Raw genomic sequence first — 3,636 nt, 5'->3', positions numbered from 1 at the left:
GCGGCCGACGCGGGCGAGGCGAAGGCGCTGACGTCGGAGTTGGTCGCCGCGGCAGGGAAGGGCGCCGCGGTTCCGGCGGAGATCCGCGCGGCGCTCTCGTTCGTCGAACGGCCCGAAGCCTCTCCGGCGGCGCTCGCGGCGTCGCCGGCCGAAGGACTCCTCGACGTGGCGCCCGCGGCGTCGTCGTTCGTCGCCGCGGCGCCGCGTCCCGCCGCGCCCCTCTCGGCGATCGCGGGACGCCACAACACCTCGGACTTCCTCTCCGGCGACATCGCCGTCGGGATCGTGCGTCCCGAGTCGAACGGCGCGGCGGACGGCGTGAACGCGAACGACTGGACCGACGCCGAGGTCGCCGACACGCTGACCGAGCTGCTCGCGGGAATCGATCTCCTCGCCGGCGCGGCGCCGGCCGGGCGCGTCACGTTCGTCTACCGCACCGAGAGCGCCGGAAGCGGCGTCGCGGGGACGGTCCCCTGCGGCTACGAGGCGGCCAACTACCAGAACCTCGACTTCACCGTCCTGCAGGACATCTTCGCGCGCCTCGGCTACGACGGCGCGGACGGCCGCGAGTCGTTCTTCCTCTGGGTCAACGCGCTGCGCGACGCCTTCAAGACCGACTGGGCGATCGGCTACGTGATCGTGGACGACAGCGCCTCGCCGAGTCCCTACAACTCCGCCTTCCCGCTCGGGCCCGGCGCCTGGTTCAAGCGTTCGGCGCGGCGCGAGATCTACTCCCACGAGACGGCGCACATTTGGGGCGCGCGGGACGAGTACGGCGACGGGGCGCTCACCTACGCCGAGCTGTTCGGCGGCTACATGCAGGTCGTGAACGCCAACAGCGAGAACAAGCTCGGCCACGGCTACTTCTCCGGCGCGGGGGAGGCGCTTCCCTCGTTGATGCTCGACACGAACCAGTACATCGACCCGTGGGCGCGCGGGCAGATGGGGCTGCAGGACCGCGACGGCGACGGCGTCTACGACCCCGAAGACACGTTCCCGGTCGTCGCCCTCGACGCCGCGACGGGGAGCCCGGTCGTCGTCGCCGGGCGCGCGTCGGCAGGCGTCCTCCCCCGCGAGACCCCCGTCGAGATCTTCCCGAGTACCGGCGACGTCGCGATCAACCGCATCGCGCGGGTCGAATGGCGTCTGAACGGCGGTCCGTGGCAGGACGCGGCCGCGGCGGACGGCGCGTTCGATTCCGCCTCCGAGGCGTTCGTCTGCGCGTTGCCGCCGCTCAAGAACGGCGGCTATGTGCTCGAGGCGCGGGCGACCGACAACTTCGGGCAGACGACGCAGCGCTTCGCGCGGCGGGACTTCGTCGTCTCCGGCAGTGCGCTCGCCGACAACGCGCCGTACGCCGTCTTCGCCGTCGAACCGCGGCTCGGCGGCGTCGGCACGACGACCTTCCGCTTCGACGCGGCCGGCTCGAGCGACGAGGAGGATGGTCCGGCGGCGCTCGAGTATCGCTTCGACCTCGACGGCGACGGCACGTTCGAGAGCGGCTGGTCCTCCGCCGCCGCGGCGAGCCGCTCCTTCTCCGACGCCGGCGAGCGGACGGCGCGCGTCGAAGTCCGCGACCATCGCGGCGCGACCGCCGTGCGCGAGGTCCACTTCGCCGTCGCCTCCGCGGCGCCGGCGCCGACCGCGCGGTTCACGACCGGCGTCGGGATGAAGTACGACGCCCAGGCGCCGGTCACGTTCCACTTCGACGCCTCCGGGTCGAGCGACGCCGAGACCCCCGCGTCGGCGCTCGAGGTCCGCTGGGACTTCGACGGCGACGGCATCTGGGACACGCCGTTCAGCACGGTCAAGACGGTGGACCACGACTACTCGCTGCAGCCGTCGGTCGTCGCGGCGCAGGAGTCGATGCAGTTCTACTGGCGGACCAGCGGGCAGCCGGTGATGGCCCAGAGCTTCACGACGACGACGACGCGGATCGATGCGGTGGCCGTCCGCCTCGCGATGACCGGCGGCGCGGGCGCCGGGCAGACCATCACCGTCGGCATCAAGTCGTCGCGGAACGGCGACTGGCTCGCCTGGGCGACGCGCCCCCAGTCGGAGATCGTCCACGACGCGTTCAACCGTTACGCCTTCCCGACGCTCGCGGTGACGCCGGGCGCGACCTACTACCTCGTCGTCGCGACGTCCGACGCGACGCCGAACTGGGCGGTGGACACGAACAACCCGTACGCCGGCGGCTCGTTCTCCGAGTCGTCGGACGGCGGCGCGACGTGGACCGACCGGCCGACGCACGACAAGGTCTTCCGCGTCTACGGCCTCCCGCTGCAGACCGTGCCGCTGGAGAAGTCCAAGGCCTGGACGGTTCGGGTCAAGGTGCGCGACGCGGCCGGCCGCACGGCGGTGGCGACGCGCCACGTCGCGGCCAACTCCTACGACCATCCGCCGACGGCCGGCATCGACGTCCAGTGGCGCGAGCCCGCGACCTACGACGTGACCTGCCAAGGCGCCGACCCGGACAGCGGGACCGACTGGGACGGCTTCCTCGCCTACCGCGTGGACGGCGACGGCGACGGCGACTTCGAGGGGGAGTACACGTCGGATCCGCACCGCGTCGTGCAGTTCGACCGCTCCGGCGTCTACCCGGTCACCTGCGACGTGCGCGACCGATTCGGCGCGACGGCGAGCGCGGTCTACACGCTGTACGTCGCGCCGACGCTCGCCGGGATCGCGCTCGAGGACCGGGCGACCGGTTCGACGACGTCGAGCGCGGAGCGCGAAGTGCTCGTGCGCTTCGACGCCGGCCGCGCGCCGCTGGAGATGATGCTCTCCGAGGATCCCTCGTTCGCCGGCGCCTCGTGGCGCCCCTATCGGCCGGCGGCCGTGTTCAGGCTCTCGCCGGGCGCCGGACCGAAGACGGTCTACGCCAAGGTCCGCTCGCTCGAGGACTGGAACGGCGCGGGGCCGGTCTCGGCGACGATCGGCGTCGCCGCGGCCGAGCCGTCGCTCACCGTGACGAAGGTCGGCGCCGACGTCGCGCTCCATTGGAGCGGCGCGGCGTTCGACTACTCGGTCTACCGCAGCGCCGCCCCCGACTTCGCGTCGCGGGAGGAGCTGCGGAACTCGCCGGCGACCGGAACGGGCGTCCTGGACGCGGGCGCGGCGGCGGACGGCGCCGTCTGGTTCTACCGGGTCGAGAACGACCCGCTCTGACCGCGGCGCGCGCGGGCGAAAAAAGGAGCGGGGCCGGCTTGCGCCGACCCCGCTCTTTGCGTTGCGTTGCGTCGCGTTGCGTTGCGCAGCGTTGCCTTGCGCAGCGTTGCGTTGCGTTGCGCGGCGTCGCGTTGCCTTGCGCCTCGCCGCGCCGCGTTGCGTTGCGTTGCGCGGCGTTGCGTTGCCTTGCGCCTCGCCGCGCCGCGCCGCGCTCAGCGCGCCGTCTTCTTGTCCAGGCCCCGGTCCTCGAGCAACGGCTGCACGGACGGCTCGCGGCCGCGGAAGCGCTTGTAGAGCTCCATCGCCTCCTCCGTGCCCGGCTTCTCGAGGATGTTGCGCCGGAACGACGCGGCGGTCTTCTGGTCGAAGATCCCCTTCTCCTCGAACGCCTTGAAGGCGTCGCAGACGAGGACGTCGGCCCAGATGTAGCTGTAGTAGCCGGCGGAGTAGCCGCTGCCGCCGCCG

2 protein-coding genes are annotated in these 3,636 nt (G+C 72.5%); one reads left to right on the top strand and one right to left on the bottom strand.

Going from position 1 to position 3,636, the window contains the following annotated elements; translation table 11 throughout:
- Positions 1-3,171 (top strand): hypothetical protein (locus LLG88_13360; GenBank protein MCE5247895.1); only part of this gene is annotated, 3,171 nt, incomplete at its 5' end.
- A gap of 212 nt (positions 3,172-3,383) precedes the next feature.
- Here LLG88_13360 and LLG88_13355 read toward each other — a convergent pair.
- The coding region (locus LLG88_13355) for a M3 family metallopeptidase (GenBank protein MCE5247894.1) at positions 3,384-3,636 on the bottom strand (253 nt) is incomplete at its 5' end.

This window comes from bacterium (assembly GCA_021372775.1).
Classification (GTDB): Bacteria; Acidobacteriota; Polarisedimenticolia; order J045; family J045; genus JAJFTU01.
The sequence above is the reverse complement of the archived record's forward strand: the minus strand, read 5'-3'. Positions and strand labels throughout refer to the sequence as shown.